The 14,968-nt window shown below is 48.8% G+C and carries 10 protein-coding genes and 1 tRNA gene; 6 read left to right on the top strand and 5 right to left on the bottom strand.

The genetic code is table 11. The features are described 5' to 3' along the window. Positions 1 to 144: 144 nt before the first annotated feature. Both B7990_RS07845 and B7990_RS07840 read right to left on the bottom strand, forming a co-directional pair. Positions 145 to 978: an aldo/keto reductase gene (locus tag B7990_RS07845; RefSeq protein ID WP_088640430.1), complete on the bottom strand. Its 834-nt coding sequence runs from the start codon at positions 976 to 978 to the stop codon at positions 145 to 147. 371 nt (positions 979 to 1,349) lie between these two features. Beyond that, positions 1,350 to 2,279, bottom strand: coding sequence for a cation diffusion facilitator family transporter (locus B7990_RS07840; protein WP_088640429.1), 930 nt, complete (start codon positions 2,277 to 2,279; stop codon positions 1,350 to 1,352). Positions 2,280 to 2,372: 93 nt separating this feature from the next. Between B7990_RS07840 and B7990_RS07835 the strand changes: the two genes are divergently transcribed. Beyond that, a complete protein-coding gene (locus B7990_RS07835) occupies positions 2,373 to 3,665 on the top strand; it encodes an efflux RND transporter periplasmic adaptor subunit (RefSeq protein ID WP_254917394.1) in 1,293 nt (430 codons plus the stop codon). A gap of 66 nt (positions 3,666 to 3,731) precedes the next feature. Here the strand turns inward: B7990_RS07835 and B7990_RS07830 are convergent, their stop codons facing one another. After that, positions 3,732 to 4,583 (bottom strand): A24 family peptidase, encoded by an 852-nt coding sequence (locus B7990_RS07830; RefSeq protein ID WP_088640427.1) that lies wholly within the window; start codon positions 4,581 to 4,583, stop codon positions 3,732 to 3,734. A 71-nt stretch (positions 4,584 to 4,654) separates the two neighbouring features. Here B7990_RS07830 and B7990_RS07825 point away from each other — a divergent pair, with 71 nt between their 5' ends. The 3 genes from B7990_RS07825 (at position 4,655) to B7990_RS07815 (ending at position 5,928) form a co-directional block, all read left to right on the top strand. Continuing rightward, positions 4,655 to 5,113 carry a hypothetical protein gene (locus B7990_RS07825; RefSeq protein ID WP_088640426.1) on the top strand — a complete coding sequence of 153 codons (459 nt, stop codon included), beginning with the start codon at positions 4,655 to 4,657 and terminating at the stop codon, positions 5,111 to 5,113. A gap of 85 nt (positions 5,114 to 5,198) precedes the next feature. Next, the gene (locus B7990_RS07820) at positions 5,199 to 5,756 is read left to right on the top strand and encodes a hypothetical protein (protein WP_088640425.1); all 558 of its coding nucleotides are present in this window, start codon (positions 5,199 to 5,201) and stop codon (positions 5,754 to 5,756) included. Between the two features lie 98 nt (positions 5,757 to 5,854). Continuing rightward, positions 5,855 to 5,928 (top strand) — tRNA-Val (locus B7990_RS07815). Positions 5,929 to 6,128: 200 nt separating this feature from the next. Here the strand turns inward: B7990_RS07815 and B7990_RS07810 are convergent. Both B7990_RS07810 and B7990_RS07805 read right to left on the bottom strand, forming a co-directional pair. Beyond that, positions 6,129 to 7,733, bottom strand: a complete 1,605-nt coding sequence (locus tag B7990_RS07810; RefSeq protein ID WP_088640424.1) for a DASS family sodium-coupled anion symporter — start codon at positions 7,731 to 7,733, stop codon at positions 6,129 to 6,131. Between the two features lie 46 nt (positions 7,734 to 7,779). Then, complete coding sequence (locus B7990_RS07805; protein WP_088640423.1) at positions 7,780 to 12,855, bottom strand: T9SS type A sorting domain-containing protein; 5,076 nt, start codon at positions 12,853 to 12,855, stop codon at positions 7,780 to 7,782. A gap of 222 nt (positions 12,856 to 13,077) precedes the next feature. On the opposite strand from B7990_RS07805, the gene B7990_RS07800 reads away from it, so the two are divergent. Continuing rightward, the gene (locus B7990_RS07800; RefSeq protein WP_088640422.1) at positions 13,078 to 13,896 is read left to right on the top strand and encodes a hypothetical protein; all 819 of its coding nucleotides are present in this window, start codon (positions 13,078 to 13,080) and stop codon (positions 13,894 to 13,896) included. Between the two features lie 126 nt (positions 13,897 to 14,022). Next, the gene (locus B7990_RS07795; RefSeq protein WP_088640421.1) at positions 14,023 to 14,796 is read left to right on the top strand and encodes a hypothetical protein; all 774 of its coding nucleotides are present in this window, start codon (positions 14,023 to 14,025) and stop codon (positions 14,794 to 14,796) included. Positions 14,797 to 14,968 lie beyond the last annotated feature (172 nt).

Genomic DNA, 14,968 nt, shown 5'->3' with positions numbered 1-14,968 from the left:
TACAAATAATTTTTATTTTACATTACACTTCATCGCAATAAATAATTTTTCATTCACAAACAACAAAATTCGCACAAAATATTTACAACAACAAAAAAAGTACGACAGCAGCCGTACTTTTCAAAAAAATTCAGCAATTATGGGTTACAATCCTTCGATTTCGAGCAGAGACGCCATATCGTTCGAGTTGATTTCAAAATCGAGCTTAGCGTTTTCGCGGATACGCTCCTCATGCACAGATTTTGGAAGCGGCAAAAGTCCGAGCTGCAAAACAAAGCGGCTTGCAAGCTGCGGCACCGTAACATGGTATTTTTCGGCCATCGCACAAACTTCCGGCACCTTCAGGAGGCGCCCCGTCGCATTCGGCGAATACGCTTCCACCAAGATTCCCGCTTGTTCACAGAAGTCAATCAACTCCGTCGGCACATGTCCAATGTGGACGCGAATCTGGTTCACCGCAGGTATCACGCGGGCACCCGCCAGCAAATTATTCAAGTCGTCAATTTCAAAGTTAGAAACGCCGATCGCTCGGATTTTGCCGGCCTCGTAAGCTTCTTCGAGGGCTTTCCAGACTTCGATATTTTCCTTAAAATAGCGATTTCCGCTGATTGAACCCATCTCGGTCCACGGACGCGGAGCATGGATTAACATCATGTCGATATGGAACGCGTCTAAGCGGTCCATCGATTCCTGAATGCAGCGAACCGCATCATCGTAATTTTTGACTTCGGCAGGGATTTTCGTCGTGATAAAAACGCTTTCACGGTGGATTCCAGTCGATTTCAGTGCCGTTTTGAGACCTGCGCCGACCCCCGACTCGTTTTCATAGGCAATTGCCGTATCGATATGGCGGTAACCCGCATCTATGGCGGAGGCAACGACGGTTGCAGCCACGTCATTTGGCGTCTGCCACGTCCCTAGAGCTATTTTGGGGATACGTTGACCGTTGTTCAGCTTGTAAAATTCTTCGAGTATCATATCCAACCTCACAACTTATTCTAAACTAATATAAATAGAAACACGAATCTCGCAAGGTAGATTCGTCAAAGTGCTAATACCACTTTGGAATATTTACTGGTGTGAAAAGCGATATGGGCTTACGCCCAAAGCCTTTTTAATTTAAAATGAACTTCATGCGGGCGGGGCCCCAGCTCAGAGTTGCGAAGGCCGCACGGGCCCCTCCCTGCCCCCTCCCCATCCTTGGCCGACGCTTTATGCACTCGACGAACATTTATACATTCATTTAAAAACAATACGACGCAATAACCATAGTTACTTGAAATGTTTACGTAGAAACTTCTAGTAACTACTAACTATTAACTAGTAACTGTGCCGAAGGCACTAAATAACTATTTCTCAATCGTTTTGATGTCGCCTTGGGCGGCACGTTTGGCGTTGTAGGGGTCAATATGAACGAGGGCATCGACGACGTTTTCGTTCGAGTCGATAAGCAACTGCTCAACCTCCTCGGCAACGTCATGAGCATCTTTCAGCGTCATCCGGTCATCCACCACGATATGCACATCCACATGCAAGTCGCTCCCGACATAACGCGAACGGAGTCCATGCAAACTGATAACTTTCGGGTGCGAAAGCGCCAAATTACGCAATTTTCCAAGGACATCCGGGTCTGCACCTCGGTCCACAAGCTGTCGAAGCCCCGGAGCCGCAATTTCAATAGCGGAATGCATAATGAAGAACGCCACGACGAGGGCGCCAACAGAGTCTGCAAACCACAGCTGGGGGAGCAAAATGGCAAAAACGACCGCAACAAGCACGGGAATCGAGCTAAAGGAGTCGCTACGGTGGTGCCAAGCGTTCGCCTCGAGCACTTGGCTGCGAATTTTCCGCCCCGCATTTCGCGTATAGCGGAACAGAATCTCTTTCACAATAATGGACACAAGCGCCATTACAGCAACGACATTTTCCGGGTGCGAAGCTTCGCCCGCCAAAAGAGCAATTACAGCCTTATACCCGATACCCACACCAACAGCGGCTACAGCAAGGCCAATTCCAATCGTAATTAAAGTTTCAAAACGGCGATGCCCGTACGGATGTTCCGCATCTGGTGGGGAATTCCAAAAATGACTGCCCACAATAACAGCAACATCCGTCACAAAATCCGATGCGCTATGGACCGCGTCTGCAACTAGAGCTTGAGAATTACCTACAACACCCACAACAAACTTGGCAATAGAGAGCGCGGCGTTCCAGCCAAGCCCAACCCAAGTCACTTTGCGAACTTCTGCACTGTCATCTTTTTTGCGTACGCGAGTCATGACCTTTAAGCTAGAAAATTTGCAACCTTACGTGCTTCCAAATCATCAAAATTGCTGTAATAAAAAATCAATGTTACTATTTTTCTAATGCTTATGAAAAAACTCTTGAAAATCATCATCGTTATCGCCGTTTTGGCAGGGGTCGCCCTCGGCATCAAATCGTACTTCTTTAACGACGAATCCGCCAATCAGGCGGGCGCCCTCATCAGTACCAAAGTGGTGACAGATACCATCAAGACAACAATTTCGGCCACAGGCACTTTGGAACCCGTTGACCAAGTGGAAGTCGGCACCCAGGTTTCTGGCGACATCGCTAAAATCAACGCCGATTTCAATTCCAAAGTCAAGAAGGGGCAAGTCATTGCCGAACTGGACAAGTCCAAGCTGCAATCGACATTGAAGCAGGCTCTGATTTCGTACAAGAGTGCCGAAAACGACCTGAAGTTTAAACAAAGTACTTACGACCGTGTAAAGAAGCTTGCCGAAAGCAAGAGCGCAAGTGCGGTCGAACTGGAGCAGGCTGAATACAACCTAAACGCAGCCAAGCTTTCCGTGGAACAACGCCAGAACGAAGTGGCGCAGGCCCGCCTGAACCTCAGCTACGCGACCATCAAGAGCCCGATTGACGGTGTCGTCTTGAAACGCGCTGTAGACGTAGGCCAGACGGTTGCCGCCTCCATGAGTACGCCTACGCTGTTCATCATCGCAAAGGACTTGGTACAAATGAAGGTCATGGCCGCAGTAGACGAAGCGGACATTGGACAAGTTAAAGCCGGGCAGCGAGTTACATTTACCGTTGACGCTTTCCAGAACGATATTTTCAACGGCACCGTACAAGAAGTCCGTTTAAATCCGACGACCACGAGCAATGTGGTGACCTACACCGTCGTGATTACCGCCGAGAATCCAGAACAGAAGCTTTTGCCGGGCATGACCGCCACCTGCACTATCGTCACGCAAGAAATCACGGACGCAGTCATAATTCCTGTCAAGGCCCTCAAATTCAAGCCCGCCGAAGGCACTCCGATGATGGACCCGAAGGATATGCCGCGCCCGGAACGCCCGAAGACAGCCGAAGCTGGCGACAATTTCCCGCCCCCGCCTCCCGGCATGGGACCAGGAAAAGCACCGGGTACTGGCGCCAAGAAAAAGCACAAGAAGCCAAAACTTGAAGGCGACCACGTGTGGATCAACATCAACGGCAAGGCCGCACCGCGCCGCGTAAAGATCGGCCTTAGCGATGGCGTGAACGTACAGATTCTCAAGGGACTGAGCGTCGGTGATTCCGTGGTCACGAGTCAGGAAATCCTTTCGGCAAAGGGTTCCAGCGAACCAAACGCCAAAAGCCCGTTTATGCCGCAGAGACCCGGGAAAAAGAAAAAATAGTTGGTAGAACTTAGATAGATTGCCACGCTTCGCTCGCAATGACGTTTTTCTAAGCTCTAACTTCTATTACCCTAGAACATATTTAAAATAAACTTCTACAAGCGTTGAACCCCAGAGGTAAATAACTGGGGCGGCAATGGCGAGGAACGGTCCGAAAGGAATTTGCCCGGCTTCCTCGCTGTTCTTGTTTTGGGCAGATTTTTTCGCGGCAAGAACCCCGTACGGGACCATCACCACAATTCCAAGCAGAGCAGCCACCAAAAGCGTTTCCACGGCACCCGTCACGCCCATCAGCGCTCCATAACCCGCTAAAAGCTTAACATCACCAAAGCCCATTGCATCTTTCTTGAGTACCTTAGTCGCAATCCAGCCGAGCAGATAAAGCCCGCCGCCTGCAACAACAGCCCCAATCAAGCTCTGAAGAGGCGTCACGCCACCAGGAACAAGCGAAATCAAGAGACCCGCGACAATTCCGCCGACCGAGATGGAATCAGGAATCAGCTTGTACTTGCAATCGACAGCACAAACAGGATAAGCACCAAGCAAAAGCCAGAACATCGCAGCCGCATCGGCCCAAACCACAGGAGACAAGACCGGGCGCGAAAAATCCGTTCCAAATCCAACCGCCGCATAAAGCGCAAGCGCCCCAAGCAGCCCGCAAAGGCTCTCGCCAATCGGATAAATCACGCTAATAGGTTGTTTGCAGCAAGCGCTCTTGCCACGCAGCCAAAGCCAGCCTACAATCGGCAAATTGTAACGGATCGGGATCCTCTTTTTACAAAGCGGGCAGTGCGATGGCGGGTTAATCAGCGAAATTCCGCGCGGCATGCGGTAAACAATAACGTTATAGAAGCTCCCGACACAGGCGCCAAGGCAAAAAAACACGATCAACCAGTACCAAAGTGGAATTTCTTGCATAAAATCCTCGTCTTTTCCGGAATATAATTATAATTTAGTTAAACATTTATCTAACACTTGGAGACCCCATAATGAATATTGAAATTGCCGCTATCTGTGATGCCGCCACCGCCAACGATGCCGGTGGACGTTTGAACATCCTGGGTGCATTTGACCGAATTTTCGCTAAGTTCCCGCTTGTGATTCCGCAGTGTTCTGCCGCTTTCCGCTTGCGCTACCAGCGTTCCGAAGCAGGCACACACCAGTTGAGCCTTTCGATCGAAGACGTTGTTGGACACGCCGTTGTACCGCCGATGCAGTCCGAAATCGAACTTTTGCCAGTCGTCCAAGGCTTTGACACCGCTGCCGTGAACATGGTTTTGAACATGCAGCGTTTGCAGTTCAAGCGCCCGGACAAGTACATCGTGCGCCTCGTCGTGGATAACGAAGAACTTGCCACGCTCCCGCTTTACATTCTCGAAGACCCGCGCATCGCCCAGCAGAAGCAGCCGCCTCAGGCCGACGAAACTGGCGTTGACGGTAGAGCATAGCAGCTTCGCCGCAGTAGGCAGTAGGAAGTATTACTTCTAAAATGCGTCGGGTATCAATGCCCGGCGTTTTTTCTATTTTAAAAACATGAAATTCGCATTTTTGACAAGTCATTTTTCAAAGACTGCAACTCCCGCAAGGTTCGCGCAACTCGCCGTAGGAATCGTCATCACGAGTATCGCCGCAAGCCTCACCGCATGCAGCGGCATCAACGACAGCTGGGAAGTCAAAGGCGGCGGGTTCCTCAAATACACCATCAACGGCAAAGACCAGATCAAGCAGGAACTCAGCAGAGACGATGTTGAAATTCCATTCATCCGGAATAACCACCACTACCTTCAGATAAGAATTCCAATGGAAAGTAGTGAACGCAAGGACCAGCTGAGTATTCTTGTAAACAACCCAAAGCTCGGCAACAACAATATCGTCCCAACATACACATGGATTCAAGTCCAGGGAACCCCCAAAGCATTTGTCAAAGGGGACAGCAACTACGTCCACATCGACCAGAAGGACGATACAAAATGGACGGCCAATATCCATCTGCATTTTACAGATTGCAGGCAAGGAAAATGCGACGAAAGCCTCCCCCCGATACTTTTCGAAGGCCGACTGCATTACTGGATTTCGGAAGACGACCGTTAAAAACGAACTAGGACAAAAACTCTTCAATTTTTTTGAAAAATATCGCCCACCACCCTTGACAAAGGGAAATTCTTTTTCTAATATTGGGCTACCTTAATGGTCGATTAGCTCAGTTGGTTAGAGCGCTACCTTGACATGGTAGAGGTCACAGATTCGAGTTCTGTATCGACCACTGAAAAGCCTCGCAGAAATGCGAGGCTCTTTTTTTTGTTTTAAAAAGTGCAGCTCATTCTCAACACCGACAGAGCAACACGCAAGAGCGAGATGCGCCAAGGCGAAACGCGACGGCTATACAAACAGAAAAGCTCGGGAGTTACCCGAGCGAATTTCGTAAATGGCGACCCGACGCGATGGCCGGGGTGACATTCTTAATTACTTAGCGATAGAATCTACCACAACCTTAGCAGCCGAATCAGCCGGAATGGCGACTACAGCGCTATCGGTAGCCGGAGCAGCAGCTTCAGCGGCGGCCGGTTCAGCAGCCTTTTCTGCGGCAGGAGCCGGAGCAGTCACAGCAGCAGGAGCGACAGCAGCTTCAGCCGGATCTTCAAAGAAGTTCACCTTGGAAAGGCCGAACATCATGATCCAGGAGAGCACAAGACCGCCAACACCCATTACAATACCTGTAACAGCCATGCCACGCGTATCCGTGTAACCCGTAGCGTGTGCAAGAGCGTTAGGAGGCGTAGAAATCGGGAGGCACATGCCGAGAGAGCTTGCGAATGCGACAGCGACCATCAAGGAGGTCACGCCACCGAGCGGAGCGAGATTGTCCTTGCAGCTCACAGCCACGACAATGAAGATCGGGACGAGCAAACTAGCCGTGGAGGTGTGACTCATGAAGTTTGCCATGAAAAGGCAGATGAAGCCGCAACCGACCATGAGGACGACCGGGGACCAGGTGTTGAACGGAATAGCGTTGATGAGGTCCTTGGCAAGACCGGTCTGCTGCAAACCGAGACCGAGAGCAAAGCCACCAGCCACAAGCCAGAGAACGTCCCAGCTCATTTCGTTGAGGTCCTTCTTATTAATCACGCCCGTCAAAGCAAACACAGCCATCGGGATCATAGCAATCACGTTGTCGTTAAGACCGTGAACCTTGCTACCCGTCACCCACAAAATCACGCAAACAGCAAAGGTAATGTAAACGATGATAGCGCGCGGACTCTTGTCAAAGCCTTCGGCACCTTCGATATCGAGGTTCATTTCCTTCATCTTGATCGGATAGAGCTTGAGGAGCAAAAGCCAAGCGAGGATCATCATAATAATCACATACGGAACACCGAATTCCATCCACTGGCCAAACGAGATGTTGAAACCGCTGGACTGGAGAGCGCCAAGAGCGATAGCGTTAGGAGGCGTACCGATCGGAGTACCCATACCACCGATGTTAGCACCGAGCGGGATGGCGAGAGCAAAAGCAGCTTTACCGCGGTCGTTTGCATCAAAGAGTTTGAGCACCGGGCCGAGGATAGCGAGCATCATTGCAGCAGTAGCGGTGTTGCTCATGAACATGGAGAACACGGCGGTAATGATCATGAGGCCAAGGAGCACCCACTTCGGATCCTTACCAAACGGCTTCAAGAGCACACGGGCAAGGTTCTTGTCCATGTTGTACTTGCAAGCGGCAGAAGCAAGGAAGAAGCCACCCAAGAAGAGCATGATGATCGGGTTGGCAAACGTTGCCATGATATCCTTGAACTTGAGCGGTTCAACACCTTCCACGCGGAACGGGATAAGAGCCGAGTTCGAAAGCGTGAGAATCATCAACACGATGACGAACATGGAGGTGGACCAGATCGGGAACGGTTGAAGGATCCAGAAAAGGGCTGCCATCACAAAGATTGCGATGACGCGAATTTCGAGAGTGTTCAACGCGTGGTCACCAACGAAGCCGAGGGCTTCGTACGGGACGAAGAGGGCAGCGATGGCGAGCACCGATGCAATGATGAGTTTGATGAGTTTAGCTTTTGTCATAACGAGCGCAAATTTAGTAATTAAACTTGCGTTCGGCTAGACTGATTTATCGGACCATAACGCGGGTAACGGCGCTAAGGCTTCCGACCTTGACCTTCACGAAGTAGACGCCCTGCTTGGGCTTTTTCATGGAGATGGCGTTCGTGCCCGCATTAACAGTAGACTTGCCCGTCGCAACGATTCGGCCATCGATACCCACGACGCTAATTTTCACCTTGGCACCGGCGAGCTTGGAGGCTGCATCGAAACCGACGTTCAGGACGTTCGGAGTCTGGTTCACGCGGAGTCCCTTGAGGAGATTCTTCGAGACTCCAGAGACTACTGCACTCTTGGTCACTCGAACAGAGATATTCTTCGCTTTCGACGAGAGCGTTACATCCAGCGGACGGTCTTTTGCAATCTCGACAGTTTCATTATCGACCGTCGCATAAACGCGCAGGCCCTTTGCCCAGACGCTTTCGAGACCTTCAAAACTCAAGTGACCATCGCGCATTGTCGTTGCGCTAGCTTCGAGATTCCACTCAAGATCGTCTGCATTCTGCTTTACGCTCTTGGCAAGGCGCTTTTTGCCTTCGACAATGGAGAGGTTCACACGGTCCCCCATACCTGCCGGCGGTTCACTCAAGGACGAGGCAGAACCCACAGCAAGTTCGTTCCAGGAGTCGCGTTTGCCGTTATTGTCTGCCAGGACGACGCGGAGATTCCAGTCGTCTGGTGCGGCGTTCTTGTTCAAGGACTTCTTTCCCTTTTCGTCTTCGAGAACGATAACAGCCTTCAGCGGAATGCGGTACGTCATAGGCTTTTCCGTATGCACCCAAATAGCTTCATAAGGTTCAAGCGTATCAGCGGGAACATATCCGCTAGTTTCCGGATTCCAGCGGCAGAACGTCAACTTTTCGTCTTCCGGAAGCTTGACAAACCAGCCAAACGGATTTGCCACAAGATTCCAGCCAGAGAACTTGTTTTCCAGGCGCCAGACAATTTCATCTTTCATGTTGGGCGTCTGTAGACTCATCACCAAAGGTTCGCTATTTATCGGGCCATACCAGTAACCGCGAGTAGAATCGAACTTGTCGTTCACGCTAAACTTGCGGTACTGCCAATAATCACCGATTGGGTTCGTTTCATCCCACCAGTAAATCGATGTCGAGACTTCCGAGCTATTCGCCTGGGCACAGACTTCATCTATTTCACGATAGAACTGATCATTGTCAGGAGCGTTGCCACGCTTGACTTTGGACTTCATTTCTTCACACTGTTCGGCGGCCCTGTTATTCAGCTTGCGAGCAAAACGTTCTTCCAGATCTGACAGACATTCTTCGCCCTTGTTTTGGCAGAAGGCGTACAGCGAAAGCGTCTGCCAGGAATTGGTGGCGAGTTCGCGTTTCTCTATAGACTTGAAAGTCTTTTGATAGGGGATGGAATCAACACCATCCTTAAGCGTGATGAACACGGTGTATTCGCCAGCAGGTGCCGGGTCAAGGCGCCAGGTTCCGTTCTTAACCCCACCCACCGTTTTTCCATCGACCACTGTATCGAGGTAGATTCCGGCCTCCGAAACCACCTGAATGTGGCAATCCACCTTTTCAGACATATTCGCAAGCTGGTTATCGAATTCCATGCGAAGAGCCTTGCCGTCCTGCGTCGCCGTCGGCTTGGCAATTTCGTGCAGGTACTTTTTCTCTGAACTGCTAGAACTCGATTTGTCATTGCCGGCGCTGCTACTAGATGCGTTGCCGTTACCAGCGCTAGAAGAATTGCCGCCATTGCCAGCACTCGAAGAACTCGAGGATTCCGAAGTATTTCCGCTGCTAGAACTGCTGGAATTTCCGCAAGCTTTAGTCTTCACCTTGACGGTCAGATCAGCCTTTACATTTGTATAAATTCCATCCCAGCTATCGAAGCACTTGCCTTCAGGCAAATCCAGTTCCGTAGGAGCCGTCGCATCCTTGTTGTATTCAACAGTCTGCTTCTTAAAGACCTTTGTTCCGGCTTCATCCGTAAATTCAACCGTATAGGTGCAAGGAGCCGTTTTGGCCTTAATGGTCAAATCAGACTTTACACTTGTATAAGTTCCGTCCCAGCTGTCGAAGCACTTGCCTTCGGGCAATTTTAGATCTGTAGGAGCGGTTGCATCTTTGTTGTATTCAACAGTCTGCGTCTTAAAGACCATTGTTCCGGCTTCATCTGTAAATTTAACCGTATAGGTGCAAGGAGCGGTTTTGGCCTTAATGGTCAAATCAGACTTTACACTTGTATAAGTTCCGTCCCAGCTGTCGAAGCACTGGCCTTCGGGCAATTCTAGATCCGTAGGAGCGGTTGCATTTTTGTTGTATTCAACCGTCTGCGTATCAAATGTTTTCGTCCCATCTTCATTTGTAAACACAACTGTATACGTGCAAACCTTATATTGGGCAAGAATATCTACCGCAGCCATGATGTGAGTATAGTCTTCGCTCCACTTGTCAAAGCACTTGCCATCCTTCGGCGCAGGAGTTGCAGGAGCCACGGCGGCACCGCCAACTTTCACATCTTGAACATCAACAACTTTATTCCCAATTTTGACCGATAGAACAGATTCACCATCCTTGAACACAACAGGAACAGTCAACACAACCTGCCCCGTCGATGGAGTTCCAAAGAACGGCAATCCCCCCGCATCATTAGAATAGGCCCACACGAGGTCTTCGGTTTCAGTCCAGGGGCTGTTCAGGAATGCTGCAAAATTTGAAGATTCCATGTAGTCTTTAGAGACATAGCCGTTATTTTTAGCCGTCAATTCCGTTTTTGCACCATTGCGCACATTATTTGTAGCGGTGAATTCGCCAAAATTGCCCTCTGTAAAGTTCTTAACACTGGAACCATCCGCATCACCAATAGCAGCAACGTTATCTACACCATAATGGAAATTCGAAATAAGTATGGATTCTTTTTGTCCTTGAATTCCCGGGATTTCGCCAAACAAGTAACCCACTTTATTTTTGGGAGCTTCTTCATCAGCTTTTTCAACGGCAAACCCATCAGAAATGTTACCATCCGAATAAGTGTTCTTTACAGTTATTGCTTCTGATGCTCTTGATTTACCGACAAGACCACCCAGGCTAAAAGCCTTTTTCTCAAAAGATCCGTTAGCGCCATCTAGTTTGTTAAAATGTCCCTTGACCGAACTTTGTACAATTTCACCAATCAGAGAACAATCTCCGCAGAGACCACCCACAGAGGCATAGCTGTCATATCCAGGAGTACCATAAGCTTCATAGTCCAAAAGAATCGATTTCTTTGAACTTCTCGGCACGACCTGAACATCCTTAAACGAAATCTTCGAATCACCACTGCTAATCAATGGGAATTTACCAACAACTCCACCCACATAGGAGTCAACACCATCATCGACAACCTTGATGTAGTTTGAAGAACGCAAGCCTTTTACCACAGCCGACGAATTATACGTATTCACAGTACCAAACGCACCGCCAATATAAACCTTCTCCGAAGCTTCGGCTATTTTAGCATTCGTTTTCTTTACATCGTAAGTAATGCCAACGCTTATCTCGTTCTCAGCCACAGCATTTTCATTTCCGGCAATAACAGCCGCACCCACAAGGCCACCAATCGAAGCCGATACATGAACTTCAGCGGTCGACGCAATATCGGGTTCCTTGGCACTCAGATTAATCGAACCCGTAGCCTTTGACTTTGTAAGTGTCAAATACAAATCAGTCGATGACGAATTATTCACATGGTCACACCCTGCATAACCGGCAATGCCACCAATATAATACTGATAAATTCCATTTTTCTTCACGGCTTCAGTAATCTCGAAATCCGTTACAGAAGAGTTCGATATTTCTAGCTTTCCACTATTGCATATATCACCGTTCCCTATAAGGCCGCCAAGATAAGTAGCTTTAGGTAAAGTCTTTTTGAATATGCTTTGCGAAGCTTTCAGATTTTCGACCTTTGCCTCCTGGATAATCAAACTTGATTTAGGGTAGTTATTCGAATCAATCCGCTTAACCTCTCCAAGCAAGCCACCCATTGATATACCACCAGCAACAACAGGTCCCGACGCTTTATTGGGACCCTTGATAGAAATCTTAGTGATTTTAAATTCTTTGTAATCTTCATTATTCTGGTTACCCTTGGTGACATACAGGCCCACAAGGCCACCCACGCTCGACAAGTCAACAGCAGCCTTGTTTCGGACATCGACCTGCAAATTGATGTTGTCAAAAGAGGTTTGATAAGCGACACCGGCAAGACCGCCGACAAGGGCCTTGTAACCTTTTGTATATGAAATATTGCAACCTTCACATTCACCGACATAGCCATCGGTCACCGCAATTTCATTTGAAACATTTACTACGTTATTAGTTCCAAATGACCAAAAACCCGAAATCAAGGATTCTTCAATGACCCCAGCAAGACCACCAGCTAGCGGCCCCTGAATAACAACATTGGTAAAATCAACACCTTCTACACTACTCCTAAAAATTTTTCCGGCAAGCGCCCCAACAGGGTAATACTTAGTTCCCAAGTCAGAAGGGTTCAACGTCGAAGTCACAAATTGCACATCTGAAAAAGCCACGTTCTTAACGATAGCATTAGAAATCTCCTTAAACAAGCCTACCGAGGAACCCGTCTGGTCATCGATGGTCTTGCAGAGATTTGAAATAATATAGCCGCTACCATCAAATACCTTTCCTGTAAAATCAGGCGCGAAATGATCTTCTACACAGACCCCGGCTTGAAGCTCATGGAAATCAAGATTGGACGCCAAGACCAAGGTGGATGACTGTTTCATATCGGGATCGGGATTCGTTCTCCATCGAAATCCAAACTTGTTCCCACCAAGATCCATACGAAGTACTTTAACGAAAGCATCCGACACGGGGAAATCAGCCTTCACCTGCGCAAAATTGACGCATTCAACGCCATCCTCATTTACCGATCCGATGGTACATTTTTCATTTTTCTGTTTCAGGTAAAGAGCGTTATCTGCGGCGCTATAGCCAAGATTCAAATACACGGACTTGGCCCAATTCAGCGGGGGTTCCGCAGCAAGTGCAGACATCGGGATAGCCAAACCTAAACCAAGCAGCAGACGTGTTAAATAATTCATTCAAGCCCTCTAAAATTTTTTGCGCGCTAAAGACAGATTACAGCGAGCCTCTCTGCCTGTAAAAATACCTTTTGTAGCAACTTTTGCAAGCGCAATGCAAACAAAAAATATCATTTGTGACTATAAACACGATATGAGGAAATTCTCATATACATCATTTGCAAGCTTCGATTTCTATTGCTAAATTGAAAACAGCCATTCAAGCATTTCATAGGAGCAAAAATGATAAAAAAGGTCATTCTCTTGGCAGCTGCGATTGCCACATCCAGCTTTGCAACGTGGGATTACTTTAGCCTCCTAGACGGGAACCAGGGATCCGTCAAGGCCGGGCTTTATTACGACATGGATGACGACTGGTCTCAAATGGGTCTCAAAGTCGGTGCACGAATGAACATAGCACCAAAGGTCGAACTTTCCATCCAGAGTTTCGGTTTCCAGTTCTGGGGCGAAACTGAATGCGACGCCTGCGCTGAAGGCGGCTATGGGCTTCGCGACTTGATCATCGGAGCGCGCTACGCCTTAGATCCGGAACTATACTTCTTCCTTGACTTCAATCTCCCCATTGGACGCGAAAGAAACGATGGAACGACTCCTCCAAGCCAAGGCGAAATATTCCTTTACTTTGGCGCCCAGCACAACAAGGCCATCGACGCGATAAAGGGAGCCTCCTACGGTACTGAAGCAGGTATTTTCTGGGGATTCGAGCATCACGACCTGGAAAGAGGTCTTGAACTGCACCTGGGCGCAGAATTCGACTACAAGCTTCCTTCGGCGCCATTGACTCTTTTAGTCGGCACTCAGTTCTGGCTGCGCATTTTTGAATCCGAAGACCACGACAAGGACTTGCGCGACGACTGGTCTGACCAGTGGAAATTCTGGGTTGGTGCAAACTTTGAACTCAACAAGAACATTGCGCTCAACGGTCAAATTATCCTTCGTAGCCAGGACCTGAACCACCGTAAAAACAACGAAGGCTTCCGCGAGGTCCCCATGGAAGGCGACGCCCTCGGATTTGCGCTTGATATGGAATTCAAGTTCTAATTTTTCCCGGTCAATTTCACTTTAAAACCAGTCGATTTTTCGGCTGGTTTCTTTTATTTTACATAACATCATTTTTCCCTATAGTTTTTAATTATATTTGCCGCAAAACTCATGTATGGAGATGTTATGTTAAGAAAAATTCTTATGGGTGCAGCTGTACTCGCTACATCTAGCTTCGCAACTTTCAGCAACTTCCCAGTCCCTGCCGCACAAAGCGGCGAAGTCAAAATCGTCTCGGACTTCACGATGCAAGGCGACTGGAAAGACCTCGGTCTTTCAGCAAAAGGTCGCTTTGTCCCTGTCCAGAACCTAGAACTGTACTTGAAACTTCCCTTTACAGTCGTCACCCGTTGGGAAGGCCATGACGCCGACAAGGAAGGCATGAAGAACCTGACTTTTGGCGGACGTTACCAGATCATCTCGACTGTAGCCGCATTCCTCGATGTAACTTTTCCGACCGGCAAGGACGCCATCAACGATGACGGTTTTAGCTTCTACTTTGGCGGACAGTACTCCAAGGACTTTGGAGCCGTAGCTCTCGGATCTGAAGTAGGACTCACTATCATTACCGAAGGCAGCAACCACAAGAAGCCGCCGATGGTTTTGAGCCTCAATGCAGAACTGGACCCCAATGTTTCTCCGGTTGTAACCCCGTACTTCGGCGCAACAATGAATATAATCTTGACCAACCCGCAGGCTAACGGGCACAAGGACGGCGAGACCAGCGGCGATGTCGGCGTATCTCCGTATGTAGGCGCCAACATCAAAATCAACCAGATGTTCTCCTTTGACGTAAGCGCTTCGTTCACCTTGGGTGACGACTATCTCGCCGCCACATGCGATGACAATACAAAAACGCCGATTACATTGTCTGCTTCGTTCAACGCAAGCTTCAAATAAATAATTTTAAAGGTACACTACCAATATGTATGTGAAAAGTCCCGGCTATGCCGGGACTTTTGCGTTTCGAGACTGACGAGATGGAGATGCCCGCGCAGTGGCGGGCATGACAAACGCTGTAGGAACTGTGCGCGAACGCGCTCAGGATGACGGGATGCGGCAACGAGATGCG

This window comes from Fibrobacter sp. UWB4, assembly GCF_002210345.1.
Lineage (GTDB): Bacteria > Fibrobacterota > Fibrobacteria > Fibrobacterales > Fibrobacteraceae > Fibrobacter.
Note: the sequence above shows the minus strand (reverse complement) of the source record. Positions and strands in the feature narration are given on the sequence as shown.

Excerpts from the sequence above, each read along its gene's own strand:
- B7990_RS07845 (WP_088640430.1), bottom strand. The coding sequence starts at position 978 with ATGATACTCGAAGAATTTTACAAGCTGAACAACGGTCAACGTATCCCC.
- B7990_RS07810 (WP_088640424.1), bottom strand. The coding sequence starts at position 7,733 with ATGACAAAAGCTAAACTCATCAAACTCATCATTGCATCGGTGCTCGCC.
- B7990_RS07800 (WP_088640422.1), top strand. The coding sequence starts at position 13,078 with ATGATAAAAAAGGTCATTCTCTTGGCAGCTGCGATTGCCACATCCAGC.
- B7990_RS07840 (WP_088640429.1), bottom strand. The coding sequence starts at position 2,279 with ATGACTCGCGTACGCAAAAAAGATGACAGTGCAGAAGTTCGCAAAGTG.
- B7990_RS07830 (WP_088640427.1), bottom strand. The coding sequence starts at position 4,583 with ATGCAAGAAATTCCACTTTGGTACTGGTTGATCGTGTTTTTTTGCCTT.
- B7990_RS07795 (WP_088640421.1), top strand. The coding sequence starts at position 14,023 with ATGTTAAGAAAAATTCTTATGGGTGCAGCTGTACTCGCTACATCTAGC.
- B7990_RS07820 (WP_088640425.1), top strand. The coding sequence starts at position 5,199 with ATGAAATTCGCATTTTTGACAAGTCATTTTTCAAAGACTGCAACTCCC.
- B7990_RS07805 (WP_088640423.1), bottom strand. The coding sequence starts at position 12,855 with ATGAATTATTTAACACGTCTGCTGCTTGGTTTAGGTTTGGCTATCCCG.
- B7990_RS07835 (WP_254917394.1), top strand. The coding sequence starts at position 2,373 with ATGAAAAAACTCTTGAAAATCATCATCGTTATCGCCGTTTTGGCAGGG.
- B7990_RS07825 (WP_088640426.1), top strand. The coding sequence starts at position 4,655 with ATGAATATTGAAATTGCCGCTATCTGTGATGCCGCCACCGCCAACGAT.